The organism is Paraburkholderia sp. SIMBA_027 (assembly GCF_046535315.1).
GTDB classification, from domain to species: domain Bacteria; phylum Pseudomonadota; class Gammaproteobacteria; order Burkholderiales; family Burkholderiaceae; genus Paraburkholderia; species Paraburkholderia tropica.
The window spans coordinates 1-230 of the sequence record NZ_JAWRWY010001735.1 but is presented as its reverse complement, the minus strand read 5'-3'; the positions used below and the strand labels follow the sequence as shown (position 1 = coordinate 230).

Sequence of the window (230 nt, the reverse complement as noted above, 5' to 3'; positions counted from 1 at the left end):
AGGATCTGCCGGATGCCGCGCAGACGCCGGGCGCCGCGCGCGACGCGCTGCTGCTGCGCGTGATCGGCAGCCCCGATCCGTACGGCAAGCAGATCGACGGGATGGGCGGCGCGACGTCGTCCACCAGCAAGACGGTGATCGTGTCGAAGAGCACGCGGCCCGGTCACGACGTCGACTATCTGTTCGGGCAGGTCGCGATCGACAAGGCGTTCGTCGACTGGACCGGCAAC

General features: G+C 69.1%; 1 protein-coding gene. It reads left to right on the top strand.

Annotation, left to right across the window (positions count from 1 at the left end):
• Nucleotides 1-230 (top strand): PrpF domain-containing protein (locus SB764_RS45095; protein ID WP_410867446.1); only part of this gene is annotated, 230 nt, incomplete at both ends.